This window comes from Sagittula sp. (genome assembly GCF_052825245.1).
In genome coordinates, this window is the sequence record NZ_JBRBWD010000007.1 from 214,139 (window position 1) to 232,075 (window position 17,937).

General features: G+C 67.0%; 15 protein-coding genes. 13 read left to right on the forward strand and 2 right to left on the reverse strand.

The annotated features are described in order from the left end of the window. Positions 1-59: 59 nt before the first annotated feature. From ACU0DV_RS02115 to ACU0DV_RS02165, 11 genes are all read left to right on the forward strand, one after another. On the forward strand, positions 60-491 hold the full coding sequence (locus ACU0DV_RS02115) for a tripartite tricarboxylate transporter TctB family protein (protein ID WP_100927299.1): 432 nt from the start codon (positions 60-62) through the stop codon (positions 489-491). 3 nt (positions 492-494) lie between these two features. Further along, entirely contained in the window at positions 495-2,033 is a 1,539-nt protein-coding gene (locus ACU0DV_RS02120; protein WP_446273469.1) for a tripartite tricarboxylate transporter permease, read from the forward strand. Between the two features lie 347 nt (positions 2,034-2,380). Then, positions 2,381-3,727: an ABC transporter substrate-binding protein gene (locus ACU0DV_RS02125; RefSeq protein ID WP_100927297.1), complete on the forward strand. Its 1,347-nt coding sequence runs from the start codon at positions 2,381-2,383 to the stop codon at positions 3,725-3,727. 58 nt (positions 3,728-3,785) lie between these two features. Then, positions 3,786-5,033, forward strand: a complete 1,248-nt coding sequence (locus ACU0DV_RS02130) for an ABC transporter permease subunit (protein WP_446241997.1) — start codon at positions 3,786-3,788, stop codon at positions 5,031-5,033. Between the two features lie 79 nt (positions 5,034-5,112). Further along, positions 5,113-6,327, forward strand: coding sequence for a carbohydrate ABC transporter permease (locus ACU0DV_RS02135; RefSeq protein ID WP_446241996.1), 1,215 nt, complete (start codon positions 5,113-5,115; stop codon positions 6,325-6,327). Between the two features lie 58 nt (positions 6,328-6,385). Beyond that, a complete protein-coding gene (locus tag ACU0DV_RS02140; protein WP_446241995.1) occupies positions 6,386-7,642 on the forward strand; it encodes an MGH1-like glycoside hydrolase domain-containing protein in 1,257 nt (418 codons plus the stop codon). Then, the gene (locus ACU0DV_RS02145; RefSeq protein WP_446241994.1) at positions 7,630-8,643 is read left to right on the forward strand and encodes an ABC transporter ATP-binding protein; all 1,014 of its coding nucleotides are present in this window, start codon (positions 7,630-7,632) and stop codon (positions 8,641-8,643) included. The genes ACU0DV_RS02140 and ACU0DV_RS02145 overlap by 13 nt, the downstream gene beginning before the upstream one ends. 183 nt (positions 8,644-8,826) lie before the next feature. Further along, the gene (locus ACU0DV_RS02150) at positions 8,827-9,846 is read left to right on the forward strand and encodes a TRAP transporter substrate-binding protein (protein WP_100927292.1); all 1,020 of its coding nucleotides are present in this window, start codon (positions 8,827-8,829) and stop codon (positions 9,844-9,846) included. 68 nt (positions 9,847-9,914) lie between these two features. Next, positions 9,915-10,481 carry a TRAP transporter small permease gene (locus ACU0DV_RS02155; RefSeq protein WP_446241993.1) on the forward strand — a complete coding sequence of 189 codons (567 nt, stop codon included), beginning with the start codon at positions 9,915-9,917 and terminating at the stop codon, positions 10,479-10,481. After that, on the forward strand, positions 10,471-11,763 hold the full coding sequence (locus ACU0DV_RS02160; protein WP_100927290.1) for a TRAP transporter large permease: 1,293 nt from the start codon (positions 10,471-10,473) through the stop codon (positions 11,761-11,763). Before ACU0DV_RS02155 ends, ACU0DV_RS02160 begins: the two co-directional genes overlap by 11 nt. A gap of 13 nt (positions 11,764-11,776) precedes the next feature. Continuing rightward, on the forward strand, positions 11,777-13,588 hold the full coding sequence (locus tag ACU0DV_RS02165) for an AMP-binding protein (protein WP_446241992.1): 1,812 nt from the start codon (positions 11,777-11,779) through the stop codon (positions 13,586-13,588). 3 nt (positions 13,589-13,591) lie between these two features. Here ACU0DV_RS02165 and ACU0DV_RS02170 read toward each other — a convergent pair whose 3' ends face one another. Both ACU0DV_RS02170 and ACU0DV_RS02175 read right to left on the reverse strand, forming a co-directional pair. Continuing rightward, positions 13,592-14,407, reverse strand: a complete 816-nt coding sequence (locus ACU0DV_RS02170; protein ID WP_446241991.1) for a GNAT family N-acetyltransferase — start codon at positions 14,405-14,407, stop codon at positions 13,592-13,594. After that, on the reverse strand, positions 14,404-15,081 hold the full coding sequence (locus ACU0DV_RS02175) for a GntR family transcriptional regulator (protein ID WP_370312396.1): 678 nt from the start codon (positions 15,079-15,081) through the stop codon (positions 14,404-14,406). The genes ACU0DV_RS02170 and ACU0DV_RS02175 overlap by 4 nt, the downstream gene beginning before the upstream one ends. A 270-nt stretch (positions 15,082-15,351) precedes the next feature. Here ACU0DV_RS02175 and ACU0DV_RS02180 point away from each other — a divergent pair, with 270 nt between their 5' ends. Further along, positions 15,352-16,338 carry an ABC transporter ATP-binding protein gene (locus tag ACU0DV_RS02180; RefSeq protein WP_100927286.1) on the forward strand — a complete coding sequence of 329 codons (987 nt, stop codon included), beginning with the start codon at positions 15,352-15,354 and terminating at the stop codon, positions 16,336-16,338. A 24-nt stretch (positions 16,339-16,362) separates the two neighbouring features. Continuing rightward, positions 16,363-17,619, forward strand: a complete 1,257-nt coding sequence (locus ACU0DV_RS02185; protein ID WP_283982804.1) for an ABC transporter substrate-binding protein — start codon at positions 16,363-16,365, stop codon at positions 17,617-17,619. Positions 17,620-17,937: the final 318 nt, after the last annotated feature.

Here is a 17,937-nt window from a genome sequence, read left to right on the forward strand (position 1 = left end):
CACGAGGCGGCGCCCGATCCTTACCCGATACCCCCTGACATCCCGAACTGGAGATCCCCATGAGTGATCGCATCTTCGGGGTCTTCGGCATTCTCCTCGCCATCGGTTTCGCCATTTCGGCGCTGTATATCGAGGAAAGCTTTCTCTCCGATGCCGTGGGTCCCAAGGCCTTCCCCCTGATCATTGCCGCTATCCTCGGCATTTCGAGCGCCGTGATAGCCTTCCGTCCCGATCCCGAACCGCAGTGGCCCGCGCTTGGCCGCCTGGTCGAGATCGGCGCCGCCATCGTCGTGATGATCCTTTACGCCGAGTTGCTGCCCGTCGCGGGCTTCGTCCTCGCCACCGCCTTTGCCGCAGGATACCTAGCGTGGCGCCTTGGCTCCGGCCCGGTCGAGGCCGTGCTGACCGGCGTCGGCACTTCGGTCGGCATCTACGTCATCTTCCACCTCGTGCTGGGCCTCTCCCTCGCACGCGGCCCCTGGGGGTTCTGAACCATGGAGACCTTTTCCAATCTCGCCGACGGCTTTGCCATCGCACTGACGTGGCAGAACATCCTGCTGGCGCTGCTGGGCTGTTTCCTCGGCACGATCATGGGCGCCTTGCCCGGCCTCGGCCCGTCGAACGGCGTGGCGATACTGATCCCGCTGGCCTTTACCCTTGGCCTGGGCGCCACGCCCTCGCTGATCCTGCTCACGTCCGTCTACTACGGCGCGATGTACGGCGGGCGGATCTCGTCGATCCTGCTGAACATTCCCGGCGACGAACCGGCGATGATGACCTGTCTCGACGGGCATCCCATGGCCAAGAAGGGGCTCGCCGGTGAAGCTCTCTCGCTTTCGGGGATTGCTTCCTTTGTAGGCGCGTTCTTTGCGACCTGGGGCCTGATCTTCCTCGCGCCGCAGCTCGTGAAGATCGCGCTGCTCTTCGGCCCGGCAGAGTACTTCGCGCTGTTCGCCCTTGCGTTCATGACGCTTGGCGGCGTGTCCTCCACCAACCAGGCGAAGTCGGCATTTGCCGCGGCGCTGGGGCTTGGCCTTGCGATGATCGGCGTCGACACCCAGACCGGCGTGCCGCGCTTCACCTTCGGCGAGGTGCACCTTTATGACGGCCTCGATTTCCTCGTGGCCATCGTGGGCCTGTTCGCGCTGTCCGAGGTCTTCATCTTCCTCGAACACCGCCACGGCGGGGCGGACGCGGACGAGACCAAGCTGAAGATCGGCAAACTCTACCCGCCGATGTCGATGATCAAGCAGTGCATACCCACGATGCTGCGGACCTCGTTCCTGGGCTTCCTCGCCGGGGTGCTGCCGGGGGCAGGGGCCTCGCTGGGGTCGTTCATCTCGTATTCGTTCGAAAAGCGGCTGGTCGACAAGGAAGGCACCTTCGGCCAGGGCGCCCCGCGCGGTGTCGCGGCCCCCGAGGCGGGCAACAACGCCGCCGCGGGCGGAGCGCTGGTGCCGATGCTGGCGCTTGGCGTGCCCGGTTCCGGCACGACCGCGGTCCTGCTGGCGGTGCTCCTGGCGCTGAACATCACGCCCGGACCGCTGCTGTTCACCCAGAACCCGGACGTGGTCTGGGGCCTGATCGCGGCCCTCTTCATCGCGAACTTCATGCTGCTGGCGATGAACATCCCGATGGTCGGCATCTTTACCCGCGTGCTGATGATCCCGTCGCGCATCCTGATGCCCATCGTGGCGATGGTCAGCTTTGTCGGGATCTACGGCATCTCCGGGTCGTCTTTCGACCTGATGGTGATGATCGGCTTCGGCGTCATGGGCTGGGTGCTGCGCAAGTTCGACGTGCCGCTGGTGCCCATCATCCTCGGCACGCTGCTGGGCAACGCGATGGAGAACAACCTGCGCCGTGCCATCACCATCGACAACGGCAACTGGTGGACGCTGATCGACAGCCCGCTCGCCATCGGTCTCTGGACGGTTGCCATCGTCGGGTTCATCCTCCCGCTGATCATCGGCGCACGGGTCAAGGCCGGCATGCGGCGGCAGGGCGACGAAGAAGGGTCGCTCCGCGACTGAACCTGAGCCACGAGCCTGCGAAACACCGAACCCGGCGCCCCCCGCGCCGGGTTCTTTTTTGGCTTCTGGAAAGCGGTGCCGGGCGTCCGAAACCGCCCCGACAGCCGGATACCGGCGTTCACAAAGTGCCTTTTATTTAAACTTGGCTTGTCGTGCGCGTTAACTCAACCTTGCAGGGGGAGGGAATCGTTGTCGATTTTCGAAGTGATAAATGTGGCAGTGCAGCATTTCGCGCACAAAGCCACGGCTGCCGGACACCGCGAGGTGCCCGCGCGGCAAGCCGGCCAGAGGGTCCGGAGGGGCGCCTTGCCCCGCACGATGCCTCCCGTGTTCAACAGGAGGATACCATGGCGACGAACAAAGCCCGGCTGCTGGCCGGGACGGCGCTTGCGCTGACAATCGCGGGTGCGGCGCAGGCCGACACGATACGGTTCTGGACGACAGAAACGCAGCCCGAACGGCTGGCCCGGCAGGAACAGATGGCCGCCGACTTCACCGAGGCGACTGGCAACGAGGTCGAGGTCATCCCTGTCGAAGAGAGCGACCTCGGCACACGGGCGACGGCGGCCTTCGCGGCGGGCGACCTGCCGGACGTGATCTACCACACATTGCAATGGTCCCTGCCCTGGGCGGAGGAAGGCATCCTCGACCCCGAGGCCGCGACCGACGTGATTGAGGACCTGGGCGAGGACACCTTTGCCGAGGGTGCCCTGAAGATGGCCGCCTTCGGGGAGGGCTACGCGGCGGTCCCCGTGGACGGCTGGACGCAGATGATCCTCTACCGCAAGGACCTGTTCGACGAGGCAGGGCTGGAGGCGCCGACCACCTATGCCGCGGTCGAGGCCGCGCTGGACAAGCTGCACAACCCGCCCGAGATGTACGGTTTCGTTGCCGCCACCAAGGTCGACGAACCCTTCATGAGCCAGGTGCTGGAGCATGTCTTCCTCGCCAACGGCGTGACGCCGGTGGGGGAGGACGGGTTCGCGCCGCTCGACGAGGCGAAAACCACCGAGGTGCTGGAGTTCTACAAGAAACTGGCCGACGCCTCGCCGCCGGGTGACCTCTACTGGGACCAGTCGCGCTCGCTCTATTTCTCGGGCAACGCGGCGATGATCATCTGGTCGCCCTTCATCCTCGATGAGCTTGCTGGCCTGCGCGACAGTGCCCCGCCGACAATCAACGACGACCCGACCTCGCCCGAGCTGGCGTCGAAGACGGGCATCGTGACGACCTTTGCCGGTCCGTCCAACCCGGACGGCGCGGCCTGGGGCGACATGCGGTACTTCGGGATCACCTCCGACGCGGATACCGACATCGCGGAAGAGTTCGTCGCCTACTCCATGGACCAGGGCTACACCCAGACGCTGGCCATCGCGCCGGAGGGCAAGTTCCCGACCCGCCGCGGCACCGCCGACGACCCGACTGCCTTCCAGAAGGCATGGGCCGAGCTGCCGGTGGGCGTCGACCGGAAGGCGCCGCTCGGGGACCTCTACGACCAGTCGAAGATCGACGAGATCGTCAGCGGCCTCGACGTGGCGCAGCGCTGGGGCGTGACCGAGGGGCAGCTGGCGCTGGCCTCGAAGATGATCAACAGCCAGGCGATCAACCGGATCGTGCGGCAGTACATCGACGGCCAGATCGAGGTGGCCGACGCCGTTGCGGCGATGAACGACGAGCTTTCGAAGATCGAATGACGTCACGGGCGGGCGGGCCCCGGTGGTCCGCCCGCCTGCGCCACGGAGGATCACGGCCATGTCACAGGCGATTCCGCCGACCGGAACCGGCCCGCTCGCCCGGCGCGAGGCGCGGCTGGCGTGGTCGCTCCTGTTCCCGACGCTCTTCGCCGTTGCGGCGGTGGTCGTCCTGCCGCTTCTGGCGGTGTTCTGGATCAGCTTCAAACCCGTGGAACTGGGCGACCTGCGGGCGCCCGAGGTGGTCATCCGCGAGGATCTGCGCGGCAAGCCCGAGGCCGCGGGCGACGAGGCCACGGTGCGCTACCGCCTGCGGAATTCCTCTCAGGACCAGTCTATCACCGGCGTCACACTGACCGACACATGGCCGGACGGGCTGACCGTTATCGGCGACCTCGATCCGCGCTGCACGCTGGAGGGGGCCGACTTCTTCTGCGACCTGGGCGACTGGGAGGCCGGCTACAGCGAGCGGCTGGAGATCCCGGTGACCGTCTCCGCCGATTTCCTCGCGCAGGAAACCGACATCGAAGAGACCGACCCGGTGATGACCGGCCGGGCGCAATCGGTGCTGACATCGGGCAATTTCACGCTGGAGAACTTCGCCCGCGTCTTCGACGGCGAGGAGTTCCTGTCGGTCTTTGGCGTCACGCTGTTCTACACCGTCTTCGGCACCATCGGTGCGCTGGTGATGGGACTCTTCGCGGCGCAGCTTCTGAACCATTCGTTCAAGGGACAGGGGCTGTTGCGGGGGCTCTACCTCTTTCCCTACGTGGCGCCGGTGATCGCCGTCGCCTTTGCGTGGATCCTGCTCTTCGACCCGTTCTCGGGTTCGGCCAACGCGCTTCTGGTGCAGATGGGCGTGACCGAGCAGTCGATCAACTTCTTCGGGCAGAAGCCGCTGGCGCTGATCATGGTCACCGCCTTCGAGGTCTGGCGGTACTTCCCATTGTCCTTCCTGTTCATCCTCGCGCGGATGCAGTCGATCGACAGCGACATGTACGAGGCCGCCGAGATGGACGGGGCCTCGCCCTTCCAGCAGTTCTGGTATCTCTCGCTGCCGATGCTCCTGGGCATCCTGAGCGTGCTGTTCCTGCTGCGCTTCATCTGGACCTTCAACAAGTTCGACGACATCTTCCTGCTGACGGGGGGCAACGCGGGCACGCGGACCCTGACGGTGAACGTCTACGAGCAGGCCTTTGCCCTGTCGAACATCGGGGCGGGCGCTGCGGTGGCGGTGGTGGTCTTCGGCTGCCTGCTGATCTTCTCGGTCTTCTTCTTCAAGTTCATCAGCCGGGAGGAAGGGTTATGAGCTGCGCAACAGGCGGGGCTGCGCCCCGGGCGCCTGCGGCGCCGTTCAGGTATTTCTGCCAAGATGAAGGAGCGGGCGCATGAAGGCGTTGAGGGTCGGATACGTGACCGGCGCGCTTCTGGGCGCGCTCTGGGCGGTGGTGGCCTTCATCACCGTGGCCGTGGTCATGAGCTTTGCCACCGGAGAAAGCGTGCGGCCCTCGGGCTCGGGCGCGGTGCTGGTGGGTGCGATTGCCGGGCTGGTGGCCGTGCGCTGGCAGAACCGCTGGCTGACCGACGGCGCGGCGCTGGCTGCGGCACTGATGCTGGCGGCCGTGGGGGTGGGTGCGCTGCGCTTCGGCGATGATACGGCGATGGGCCTGAGGGCGGCGGCGCTGATCTTCGGGGCGGCGGCCACGGGCATTCCGCTGGTGCGCTACCTTGACGGGCTGCCCCCGGGCGCGCTGACCCGGCACCAGTTCGAGGGGGCGGTGATCCGGGCGCTAATGGGGTTCGGCTACGTCTTCTTCACCGCCATCGTGGTCATTCCCTTCTACGTGATGGTGATGACCTCGCTGAAGAACCAGGCGGAGCTGATCGCCAACCCGCTCGACTTCTCCATCGACCTGTCGCAGGGCTGGGGGCTGTTCCGGTCCTACGTCGAGCTGATCCGGGACTTCAACTTCGGCCGCTATCTCTGGACCTCGTTCTACATCTCGGTGCTGACGGTGCTGATCACGCTGGCCTTCGCCATTCCTGGCGCCTACGCCGTGGCGCGGCTGAGGTTCGCGGGGCGGGCGATGTTCTCGCGCTCGATCCTGCTGATCTACATGGTGCCGATGATCGTCCTCGCCCTGCCGATCTACATCGCCTTTTCCATGACCGGGCTCAGGAACTCCATCGCCGGGATCGTGATGATCTACCCGGTCACGACCATTCCCGTGGCGCTTTACATGCTGCAGGGCTACTTCCGCGGCCTGCCGGCGGAGATCGAGGAGGCGGGGCTGATGGACGGGTTGTCGCGGCTGATGGTCATCTGGAAGATCACGCTGCCGCTGTCGCTGCCGGCGCTGGCCTCCGTGTCGCTCTATGTCTTCATGATCGCGTGGAACGAGTTCCTGCTGGCCTTCATGCTGCTCGACGATCCATCGAAGTTCACGCTGACACGCGGCATCGCCTCGCTCAATTCGTCGGAGATCCCGCGCCAGCACCTGATGGCCGGATCGGTGATCGCCACGGTGCCGATCATGGCGCTGTTCCTCGGGCTGGAGCGGTTCATGACCAAGGGCCTGACGGCGGGGAGCGTGAAGGGATGAGCGGTGTGCATCGGGGCATAAGGGGTGCGGGGTGCGTGACCGGGATGAGGGGGGCGGCATGACCGACCTCGACACCACCGCGCGCCGCATCCTGCAGGGCAACGACCGGGGCGGGTACACCGTGCCCACGGCGGGGCTTTATCCCTACCAGTGGAACTGGGACAGCGTCTTTGCCGCCATGGGGTTCGCCACCTTCGACACCGACCGCGCCTGGCAGGAGGTGGAGACGCTGCTGTTTGGACAGTGGCCGAACGGCATGGTTCCGCACATCCTGTTCCACAAGGTGGAGCCCACGTATTTCCCGGGCCCGGACGTCTGGGGTGGGGTTGGTCCTGTGCCGTCCTCGGGGATATCGCAGCCGCCGATCGCCGCCACCTTCATCCGGTACCTGGCCGATCTGGACCCGTCGGGCGCGGATCGGGCGAAGGCGATGGTCGGTCCGCTCACCGACTGGCACCGCTGGTTCTTCGACTGGCGGGGGGAGGACGGCGCGATCTGCGTCAGCCACCCTTGGGAGACGGGGCGCGACAATTCCCCGGACTGGGACGCGCCCTTTGCCGCCATCGAGCCCGCCAACCTCGACGCCTACTACCGGCGCGACACCACCCATGTGGCAGAGGACGAACGCCCGCGCCGCTGGGATTACGACCGTTACCTGACTCTGGTGAAGCGGGGGCACGACTGCGGCTGGGACGAGGCGCACCTGCGGGAAGTCTCTCCCTTCCGGGTGGCCGATCCGACGATGACCTTCACCCTGCTGCGCGCCAACCGGGACCTCCTGGCCCTGGCACAGCGGTTCGGGGCGGAGACGGCAGAGATCGAGGGCTGGATCGCCGCCATCGAAGCCGGATCTGAACGGCTGTGGAATGCGGAGATCGGCGCCTACGACACCGTCGACATGCGGGCGGGCAAGCACTCCGGCGTCATCTCCAACGCGTCCTTCCTGAACTGGTATGCGGGTGTCAGGCCCGAACGGATGCTGGACCACTTTGACCGGATCGCCGGCGTCTTGCCCTACGGCGTGCCTTCGGCGGACCCGCAGCAGCCGGGGTTCGAGCCAAAGCGCTACTGGCGGGGGCCGGTCTGGGCAATGATGAACTGGCTGATCGCCCTCGGGCTGCGCGACGCGGGCCACGACGGCCGCGCCACCGCGCTCTGTGACACCACGCGGAGCATGATTTCGACCGGCGGGTTTGCCGAGTATTTCGACCCGCGCGACGCGTCGCCGGCGGGCGGGCGCGATTTCACCTGGACCGCGGCCACCTGGCTGGCCTGGGCCTCACCGACTGCGAAAGGATTCCCATGGCAAGCATAGAGCTGAAGGCCGTCGAGAAATGGTTCGGCAACGTGCAGGTCATCAAGGGCGTGGACCTCGCCATTGAGGAGGGCGAGTTCATCATCTTCGTAGGCCCCTCGGGCTGCGGGAAGTCGACCCTGCTCAGGATGATCGCGGGGCTGGAGGAAACCTCGCGCGGGCAGATCCTGATCGACGGGCGCGACGCCACCGCCGAGGCGCCCTCGCAGCGCGGATTGACCATGGTGTTCCAGAGCTACGCGCTTTATCCGCACATGTCGGTGCGCGACAACATGGGGTTTTCGCTGAAGGCGGCGGGCGTGCCGAAGGAGGAGATCGCGGCCAAGGTCGACCACGCGGCGGATGTGCTGAAGCTGGACGCCTATCTCGACCGGCGGCCAAAGGACCTCTCGGGCGGGCAGCGGCAGCGGGTGGCCATAGGCCGGTCCATCGTGCGCGACCCGACCGCGTTCCTCTTCGACGAGCCGCTGTCGAACCTCGACGCCGCGCTGCGTGTCGAGATGCGGTACGAGATCGCCAAGCTGCACCAGTCGCTGAGCGCCACGATGATCTATGTCACCCACGACCAGGTGGAGGCGATGACGCTGGCCGACCGGATCGTGGTGCTGGAAGGCGGGCGGATCGCGCAGATCGGTGCCCCGCGGGAGCTGTACGAACACCCTGCGAACCTGTTCGTCGCGCAGTTCATCGGCAGCCCGAAGATGAACGTCTTTTCCGCCAGCCTCGCGCGCGGGATAGACGAGGGCGCGCGGGCCGCGCAGATCGGCATCAGGCCCGAGCACATCACGCTGGTGGAACCCGCCGACGGGCACATGGACGGGACGGTGGATGTGATCGAGTATCTGGGCGCCGACACCTTCCTGATCGTCGACTGTGGCGATGCGGGACGGATCACCGTGCGCACGGACGGCGAGTCGGCACGCAGCCCGGGCGACCCGGTGGGCCTGCACTTCGCGCCCGGCAAGGTCCATGCCTTTGACGCCGAGGGGCTGGCGATCTGACTGCGAATGCCTTGGCGGGCTATGGTCCTGCGCCTGACGCGACCCTTGGAACGCGGCGGAGGGGTGCTGCCGATCACGCCCGGTTTCGTTCATTCGTAAACATTTTATTTGATTTTCGCCCTTCGTTTGATACGCATTCCTTCATGAGGCCGGACGGGAAATCCGGCCCAAGGGAGGAACATCATGAAAAGAACGTCCGTCGCGCTTGCCGCGATTCTCGCCGTCGTGGGTCCGCTTTCGGCGCAAGCCCAGGAAGTCACGCTGCGCCTGTCGCACTGGATTCCGCCGACCATCGCGCCCGCCACGAAGGGCGTCGACCCGTGGGTGGCCTCCGTGCAGGAAGCCTCCGAGGGTCGCATCGCGATCCAGGTCTTCCCGGCGCAGCAGCTTGGCAAGGCGCCCGATCACTACGACATGGCCGCGCAGGGCATCGTCGATCTCGCTTGGGTGAACCCTGGCTACACCGCCGGCCGATTCCCGATCTACTCTGCCACCGAACTGCCGTTCATGTCCGACGACAACGTCAACGGCACGAAGGCCATCCACGAGTGGTACCTCGCGAACGGCGCCGAGACGGAGATGTCCGACGTGAAGGTCTGCTTCGTGCATTCCCACGCGCCGGGTGCCTTCCACTCCAAGGTGCCGGTCACCAGCCCCGAGCAGGTGAAGGGCATGAACGTGCGCCCGGCACATGCCACCATCGCGCGCTTCATCTCTCTGCTGGGCGGCGGCCCCGTGCAGGTGCCCGCGCCGGAAGTGCGTGAAGCGCTGTCCAAGGGCACCGCGGAGGCCGTGACCTTCCCGTGGGGCGCCATGTACGACTTCAAGCTGACCGAGGAAGTGCCGGTTCACCTCGACATGCCGTTCTACCTGTCCGCACAGGTCCTCGTGATGAACAAGAACAGCTACGAGGGCCTCTCGGACGAGAACAAGGCCGTGATCGACTCCCACTGCACGCCGGAATGGTCGGGCAAGGTGTCGGCGGGCTGGGCCGAGGACGACATGGCCGCCAAGGACAAGCTGAAGGCGGACGACACCCAGTCCTTCAACACCCCGACCGAGGAAGAGGTCGCGGCGTGGCGCGAGGCCGCTCAGCCGCTGGTCGAGGAGTGGAAGCAGGCCGTCTCTGCCAAGGGGGGCGACGCCGATGCCATCCTCGAGGCCTACAAGGCCGCGCTGCAGAAGTACGACGCGGACTACTGACCTGACTGACGGGGCAGGGCGCTCCATCTGCGCGCCCGCCCCAGCCAAGCCTTTTCTCCGGAGACCCCATGTACGAACGTCATCCATCCGGGCGGCCGGTCCGCCGGGTCATCTCGGTCATTGAACGCATCGCGGGCATCGTTCTCGGGCTGGTCACGATCCTGATCGTGGCGTCTGCCATCGGGCGCTACGGCTTTGCACGGCCGGTTCCGGATGCCTTCGACCTGTCGCGGCTGGTGCTGGGCGTCGCCGTGGCCTGGGGGCTGGCGTCGGTCGCCTGGCACGGCACCCACATCAAGGTGGACCTGCTGGCTCAGGCGCTGTCGCCGCGCGCACGGACGGCCGTCAACGGCTTTGCCTGGTTCGTGCTGCTGGTCTTCACCGCGCTTCTGGTGTGGAAGATCGGTGAACGGACAATGGCTGCGATGTCGGGCGGGGACGCCACCATGGACCTGCGCCTGCCGCACTGGCCGTTCTTCGGCGCCATCTGGCTGGGCACCGTCGCGGCCTTCTTCGCCACGGCCGTGCGGCTCTGGCGGATCGTGCGCTTCGGCAGCGACCTGGGCGAATTCGACGGTATCGATGAACAACTTCTGAAGGACCAGACGGTCGGGGAACGCAACAATGAGCGGTGAACTGATCGCCACGCTGGGCTTTGTCGCCCTCTTCGGACTGATGGCCGTGCGGGTGCCCATCGGCATCGCCATGGGACTGGTCGGCATCGGCGGTTTCGCGGGTGTCGTGGGCTGGCGTCCCGCGCTGAACCTGCTGTCGCAGTCGCCCATCGCCACCATCACCGATTTCAACCTGACGCTCATCCCGTTCTTCGTGCTGATGGGGGTGCTGGCCACCAACTCCGGCATGTCGTCGGAACTGTTCCGCGCGGGCCGGGCGTGGCTGGGCGGGTTCAAGGGCGGGCTTGGCCTTGCCTCTGTCGGGGCATGCGGCGGCTTTGCGGCGATCTGCGGATCGTCGGTGGCGACCGCCGCCACGATGACCAAGATCGCCTACCCGGAGATGAAGCAGGCGGGCTATTCGGACGCCGCCGCAACCGGCATCATCGCGGCGGGCGGCACCGTGGGCATCCTGATCCCGCCCTCCGTGGTGCTGGCGATCTACGGCTTCATGACCGAGACGGACATCGGCGAGCTGTTCATCGCCGGGGTCGTTCCGGGCATCCTCGCCGTGGTGATGTACATGGCGACCGTGCGCCTGTGGTACGGGCGCGACCTGCCCGCCGCCGACAAGTTCACCCTGTCCGAAGGGCTGGCCGCGCTGAGGGGCGTCTGGGCCGTGGGTCTGCTGTTCGTCGCGGTCATCCTGTCGATCTACTTCGGCATCGTCACAGCGACGGAGGCCGCCGCTGTCGGTGCGCTCCTGACCGCGCTGATCGGTTTGGCCCGGCGCAAGCTGACCATGACCACGCTGCTCGACAGCCTTGTGGAGGCGCTGCGCACCTCCGTCTCGATCTACGTGGTGCTGATCGGCGCGACACTCTTTGGCTATTTCCTGGCGATCACGCAGGTCCCGCAGGAACTGACTTCTTTCCTCACGACGCTGGGGGCGGGCAAGTACGGCACGCTGCTGCTGATCCTGCTCCTGTTCCTTGTCATGGGCTGTTTCCTCGACGCGATGGCGATGATCATCCTGATGATCCCCATCGTCTTTCCGGTGATCCAGCAGCTTGGCTTCGACCCGATCTGGTTCGGCATCATCATCGTGATGACCGTCGAGCTTGGCCTGATCACGCCGCCGGTGGGGATGAACGTCTATGTCATCAACTCCATCGCGCAGAAGGTCAGCCTGACGACGATTTTCAAGGGCGTGCTGCCGTTCGTCGTGGCGGATGTGCTGCGGCTGGCCCTGCTGATCGCCTTTCCATTCATCGTGCTGGCGCTGCCGGCCAGCATGAACTGATGGCGGGGCAGGGATGACAGGGCAGGGGCGCATCCGGACGATTGCCGATCTGGAGGCGCTGGAGGCCCATGGTCTCGACGCCTTCCTGCCGCGCCGCAGCCCGTGGGATATCCTGCGCGCACAGGCGGAGCGGCAGCCGGGCGCCACCGCGATCCGCTACCTGCATGATGCGGCGGACCCGTCACGCGACGAGGTGGTGAGCTATGCCGACCTCGCCGGGCGCATCATGGGCGCGGCGCGGCTGTTCCGGCAGCACGGGGTCACGCCCGACCGCTCCGTCGCCCTTCTGACCCCGCACAGCGTGTCGGGGCAGGTGGCGCTCTGGGGCGCGCAGGTCGCCGGGCGGGCCTGCCCGATCAACCCGATGCTGAAGCCCGACCACGTGGCCGCCCTGATCCGCGCGTCCAACGCCGCAGCCGTGGTGATCGCCGGGATGAGCGACGAGATGGCGGTCTGGGCGCAGCTTGTCCCGGCCCTGCGCGCCGAGGGCATGGACCTGCCGATCTTTGCCTGTGACGCCGATCACGCCAGTCCCGGCTCGGACGGGACGTTCGAGACGCTGATCGCCATGGGCGGGCCTGAGGTGACGCCTGCGGGCGACGAGAGTGCCATCGCCGCCTTCTACCACACCGGCGGGACCACGGGGCAGCCCAAGCTGGTCTGTCACAGCCGACTGAACGAGGCGCATGTCGCCCGGTCCTGCGCGGTCATGCACGATCTGTCGCCGTCGGACGTGATGGTGAACGGCTTCCCGTTGTTCCATGTCGCCGGCGCCTTCGTCTACGGCCTGTCGGTTCTGTCGGCAGGGGGCACGCTGGTCGCGCCGGGTCGTCTGGGGATGCGCAACCCGGCCTTCATGGCGGATATCTGGGGGCAGGTGGAGCGGCTCGGGGTTACCGTCATCGGGGCGGTGCCCACGGTCCTCTCGGCCCTCAGGGCGCGGCCGGTGAATGCCGACATCTCCTCGCTCCGCTGGCTGCTGACCGGCGGCTCGCCGCTGCCGACGGAACTGGCCGAGGCCGTCGAAGGCCACACGGGAGTTCCGGTGCGCAACATCCTCGGGATGACCGAAAGCGCCGGGGCCATCGCGGTTGAGCCGGTGCACGGCGGGCGCACGCCGCTGTCCTGCGGGCTGCGCCTGCCGTTCACCGAAATGGCGATCCTTGGCGAGACGGAGGGTGAGGCAGATCCCGCGCACCCCCTGCCCACGGGCGAAACCGGCATCGTCGCCACGCGCGGACCGAACGTCGCGGCGGGCTATTCCGATCCGTCGCGCAACGCGGGCACCTTCCTGCCGGGGGGCTGGCTGGTGTCGGGCGATCTGGGACGGCTGGATGCCGAGGGGCGCCTGTTCGTTACCGGGCGCAAGAAGGACATGATCATCCGCGGGGCGCACAACATCGACCCGCAGATGATCGAGGACGCGCTGCTGGCGCACCCGGAGGTCACGAATGCCGCTGCCGTGGGGATGCCGGACGCCTACGCGGGCGAACTGCCGGTCGCCTTCGTCACCGGCACGGTGACAGAGGCCGCGGTGATCGCCTTCCTCGGGCAGCGGATAGAGGACCCGGTGGCGCTGCCGAAACGCATCGCGGTGGTCGAGGCGCTGCCGCTGACACCCATCGGCAAGATCTTCAAGCCGTCGCTCCGGGCGGAGGCGATCCGCTGGGCGATTGCCGCCGTCGCCGAGAGGCTGGGCATCGTTGCCAAGGTCGACGTCTCCCCGACGCTGGAGACGCGCATCACCACCTCGGCGGGCGATGTGGAACGGTTGTCCGACGCACTGGCGGGCATGCCGATCACCTTCACGGTGGAGGCGGGCTGAGCGTCAGCCAAGCTCCAGCGTGGCGACGGCGTAATAGGCGGGCGCTGTGCCTTGCGGGGCAGGGCCGCAGTGCATCCGCGCGGTCTGGAAGACCGGCTCGAACCCGATGGTGCGGACCAGAGTCTCAAGCGCCGACCCCTCCGGCACGTCGATGAACACCGGCCCGCGCGGCGCGCAGGAGAGCAGGGTGCGGACCTCTGCCTCCGTCTGCGCAAGAAGCGGCCCGATCTTCGTGCCGGAGTGGCAGAGGCGATGGGTCGCGAATGCGGCGGGTGCCCCTTCGGGACCGATGACCCAAGTCCGGCGCGTCTCCGCCCCCTCGAACCACGCCTTGGCAAAGCCGTCGCGGGCGTGTCCGCAGGCGGCGCGGTCCATCTGCATCAGCGCAGCCATGTCCGCCGCCTGCGCGGGGCGCGCGGTGCCGTTCCCCTGCGGGACGGCCTCAAGGCAATGGCGCAGGGTGCGTCCGGCAAAGACAAAGCCGGAGCGGGCATAATTCGCCTGCTGTTCGGCCACGCCGTCCAGTGTGACCGTCCTGCCGCCCGCATGTGCCAGCGCCGCCTGCCACAGCGCAAAGCCGTAGCCCTGTCCGCGGTACTCCGGCCGGCAGATGTAGAGCCCGAGGAAGGCGTAGGCGTCGTCGTGGTTCACCACCGAGATCGCCGCCACCGGGGCGCCTCCGATCTCCGCCAGGAAGAAGCCCCCGGGATCGGCGGCATGGAAGGCCGGGGCGTCGTCGAGGCCGGGGTTCCAGCCCTCTGCCTGTGCCCAGTCCAGCACCATCGCCAGCTCGCCCTCGGTCATCGCTTTGATCTTCACGGCGCCAATGCCTCTTTCAGGGACCGCGACGAGGCCTGACGGTCGCGCAGGTCGAGTTGCGAATGCAGGTCGACGAGGTGGCTTTTCATCAGCTCCTCCGCCCGCGGGCCATCGCCTTTTTCCAGCGCGTCGAGCAACGCGTGATGCGCGTGTTTCTCGCACAGGGCGCTTTCGCGGCGCCAGTAGAGCGCGATGATCAGCGACGACCGGGCGATGAGCGCGGTGATGACATCCGCAATGGTGCCATGGTCGGCGATGCGGGCGATCTCGATATGGAACTGTCCCGAGAGGTGCAGGGCCTTGCCGTGGTCGCCATCGGCCAGCGCCGCGTGCTCTTCGTGGATGTGCCGTTCCAGCGTTGCGAGGTGCGCATCCGTGATGCGAAGCGCCGCGCGCCGGGCCATGAAGGGTTCCAGCAGGGCGCGTGCCTCGAAGACCTCGTGCGCTTCGCGGGTGGAGGGCTGCGCGACGAAGGCGCCGCGGTTGCGCCTGATCTCGACCAGCTGGTGATGCGCGAGCGATTGCAGGGCGGCGCGGATGATCGTGCGCGACACGCCGTAGATCTCTGCCAGCTCGTCCTCGCCCAGCTTTGTGCCCGGTTCCAGCCGCCGCTGGTGGATGGCCAGCGTCAGCGCACCGGCTATGCGGTCCGACTGGGGCAGGCGGGGCTGCATGGCAGACGCGCCCGATGGTGTTTTCTCGAATTCAGCGTTCATGGCGACTCGGTTGTCGCAGGTCGGGAGAACGTGCTCAAGATTCGCCGGTGTTGTATGGGTGTGGAATGGTGATTGTATACAACTTTGTGCCCAATATCTGATCCGCGCCCTCTTCCGTCAGCCTCATTTGGCGGCAGAAAAAGAAAATGCCCGTCCCCGACAGGGTGAATGCTTCCCCGATCAAGGGTCTCGCCGCACTGATGACCCAATAACGGACGAGGGACGGACATGGGCGCGACCGGCAAGGACCTGGAACTGGTGAACGTGACCAAGCGCTACGGTGAGACCGTGGCGGTGGATGCCATCAATCACCATTTCGCGCCCGGCACCTACGCCTGCCTTCTGGGGCCGTCGGGCTGCGGCAAGAGCTCGACCCTGCGGATGATCGCGGGCCACGAGACGGTGTCGGATGGCTCCATCGTGCTGGGCGGAACGGACGTGTCCCACCTGCCGCCGGCAAAGCGCGGCACCGCGATGATGTTCCAGAGCTACGCGCTGTTCCCGCACCTCTCGGTGGCCGAGAACGTCGCCTTCAGCCTGAAGATGAAGGGCGTGGACAGGCCCGAACGCCTGAAGCGCGCGGGCGAGATGCTGGAGCTTGTCGACCTGTCGCGGCTTGCCGACCGCTTTCCCGATCAACTGTCGGGCGGGCAGCAGCAGCGCGTGGCGCTGGCCCGGGCGCTCATCACCCGCCCGCAGGTCCTGCTGCTGGACGAGCCGCTCTCGGCGCTCGACCCGTTCCTGCGCATCCGCATGCGGGCAGAGCTGAAGAAGCTGCAACGCGAGCTGGGGATCTCCTTCATCCACGTGACCCACGGGCAGGACGAGGCGCTGGCGCTGGCCGACGAGATCGTTGTCATGAACAACGCCGTCATCGAGCAGGCCGGGTCGGCGCGGGACGTCTTCAACGCGCCGCGGACCGCCTTCGTCGCGCGCTTCCTTGGCGGGCACAACGTCATCGCTCTGCCCGAGGGCAAGGTTGCCGTGCGCTCGGACGCGGTGCGCATGACCGATGCGGGCGCCGGACGGATGCCCGCGCAGATCACCGCGGTCGAGTACCAGGGCACACATGTGAACGTCACCGCCGCCGTGGCGGGGGAGCAGGAGGTGACCGCACTCCTGCCCGACGCGCTGTACTTCGCGCAACCAAGACACCCGGGCGAGCCTGTCGGCCTGACCTGGGAAAACGACCAGCAGCACCCGCTGCAGGCCTGACCTGACAATAGGGAGACCAACAGAATGACCATTTCCAGACGACAGCTTCTGAAGACCGGCACGGCCGCCGCCGCGGCCAGCACGCTTGGCGCACCGATGATCTGGGCGCAGAACATCAAGGACGTGACGCTGCGCCAGTTCGGCACCGGCGTGTCGAACCTGAACGAGGTGGCGCAGAAGGTGAAGGAAGACCTCGGCTTCACGCTCGAGATGACGGCGCTCGATTCCGACAGCGTGACGCAGCGCGCGGCGACCCAGCCCGACAGCTTCGACATCGCCGACATCGAGTACTGGATCTGCAAGAAGGTCTGGCCGACCGGCAACCTGCAGGCGATGGACGTGTCGAAGATTGCCAACTACGACAAGATCGTCGGCATCTTCAAGGACGGCAAGCTGACGCCCGAGTCGGTGATCGCGCAGGGCACGGCGCCGCACACCGTGGGCTTCACCACCGGCCCGGACGGCACCGATTTTGCGGACGAGCAGACCAACTGGATGACGCTCATCCCGACGATCTACAACGCCGACACGCTGGGCATCCGCCCCGACCTGATCGGCCGTCCCATCGACACCTGGGCCGAGCTGCTGAACCCGGAGTTCAAGGGCAAGGCCTCGATCCTCGACATTTCCTCCATCGGGATCATGGACATGGCCATGGTCTGCGAGGCCATGGGCGAGATCCAGTACGGCGACAAGGGCAACATGACCCGCGAGGAGATCGACAAGACCATGGCGATCTTCACCGAGGCGAAGCAGAACGGCCAGTTCCGCGCCTTCTGGAAGTCCTTCGACGAGAGCGTGAACCTGATGGCCTCGGGAGAGGTGGTGATCCAGTCGATGTGGTCGCCGGCGATCACCGCGGTGAAGTCGAAGGGCATCCCCTGCGTCTACCAGCCGCTGAAGGAAGGCTACCGGTCCTGGGGCGGCGGCATCGGCCTGTCGAAGTCGCTGTCGGGCCTCGAGCTGGACGCGGCATACGAATACATCAACTGGTACCTCTCCGGCTGGGTCGGCGGGTTCCTGATGCGCCAGGGCTACTACTCGGCGGTGCCGGAAACCTCCAAGGACCACATGTCCGAGAACGAGTGGGGCTACTGGTTCGAAGGCAAGGAAGCGGCCGAGCCGATCACCAACCCCTTCGGCGATGTCATGGCGCAGGCCGGGGAGATCCGCGACGGCGGATCGTTCGAGGACCGCATGGGTGCCGTCGCCTGCTGGAATGCCGTCATGGACGAGAACCAGTACATGGTTCGCAAGTGGAACGAGTTCATCGCCTCGTAAACGGTTTCGCCGCCCCTGCGGGCGGCGACCGGCGGGGGGGGGGGGGGGGGGGGGGGGGGGCCCCCCCCCCCGCCCCCCCCCGCCCCCCGGGGGGGGGGGGGTGGGGGGCGGGGGGGGGGGGCGCCCCCCCCCCGGGGCGCCCCCCCCCAACCCCCCCCCGGCCGGTGGGGGGGGTGGGGGGGGGCCCCCCCCCCGCCCCCCCCCCCCCCCACCACCCACACACCACCCCCCACACCCCCACAAACAAAAAAAACAAACACCGCACGGCGCGCGGCGGGGGGGGGGGTGCTGTATTGATGGTCAGGACCAACACCACCA